Here is a 784-nt window from a genome sequence, read left to right as displayed (position 1 = left end):
ATCGGCGAGTAGCACCTTCGAAACGCCTGCAATCTTCGCTGCTGCGTCAGCCGCAGCTTGAGCGTTGTGACCCGCGATCAGCACGTGCACGTCGCCGCCAATCTTCTGCGCTGCGGCAACCGTGTTCAGCGTCGCTGCCTTGATCGAATGACCGTCGTGTTCAGCAATAACCAGATTCGTCATTTTACTTAGCTCCCCTTACAGCACCTTGGCTTCGGTCTTCAGCTTCTCGACCAGCGTCTTCACGTCTGCGACCTTCACGCCTGCGCTGCGCTTGGGCGGCTCGGCAACCTTCAGGGTCTTCAGACGCGGCGTGACGTCCACACCCAGGTCTTCGGGCTTGATCGTTTCCAGCGGCTTCTTCTTCGCCTTCATGATGTTCGGCAGCGTGACGTAGCGCGGCTCGTTCAGACGCAGATCCGTCGTAACCACTGCGGGCAGCGTCAGCGAGAGCGTTTCCGCGCCGCCGTCGACTTCACGCGCAACCGTCGCCTTGCCATCAGCTACCGTGATCTTCGAAGCGAAGGTCGCTTGCGGCAGATCCGCCAGTGCGGCGAGCATCTGGCCGGTCTGGTTCGAATCGTCGTCGATGGCCTGCTTGCCGAGGATGACCAGTTGCGGCTGTTCCTTGTCGACGAGTGCCTTCAAAAGCTTCGCGACAGCCAGCGGCTGCAGGTCTTCGTTCGACTCGATCAGGATCGCGCGATCCGCGCCGATCGCCAGCGCCGTGCGCAGCGTTTCCTGCGCCTGCGCCACACCTGCGGACACAGCAATCACTTCCGTC

The 784-nt window shown here is 61.6% G+C and carries 1 protein-coding gene and 1 pseudogene; both read right to left on the bottom strand.

Going from position 1 to position 784, the window contains the following annotated elements:
- Nucleotides 1-183, bottom strand: a pseudogene (locus U5A67_RS40445) (electron transfer flavoprotein subunit alpha/FixB family protein); the annotation flags it as partial.
- 15 nt (nt 184-198) lie between these two features.
- The coding region (locus U5A67_RS40440; protein ID WP_321818834.1) for an electron transfer flavoprotein subunit beta/FixA family protein at nt 199-784 on the bottom strand (586 nt) is incomplete at its 5' end.

This window comes from Paraburkholderia sp. J69-1 (genome assembly GCF_905220255.1).
In the GTDB taxonomy this organism is placed as follows: Bacteria; Pseudomonadota; Gammaproteobacteria; order Burkholderiales; family Burkholderiaceae; genus Paraburkholderia.
This window is presented reverse-complemented; position numbering and strand designations above follow the sequence as displayed.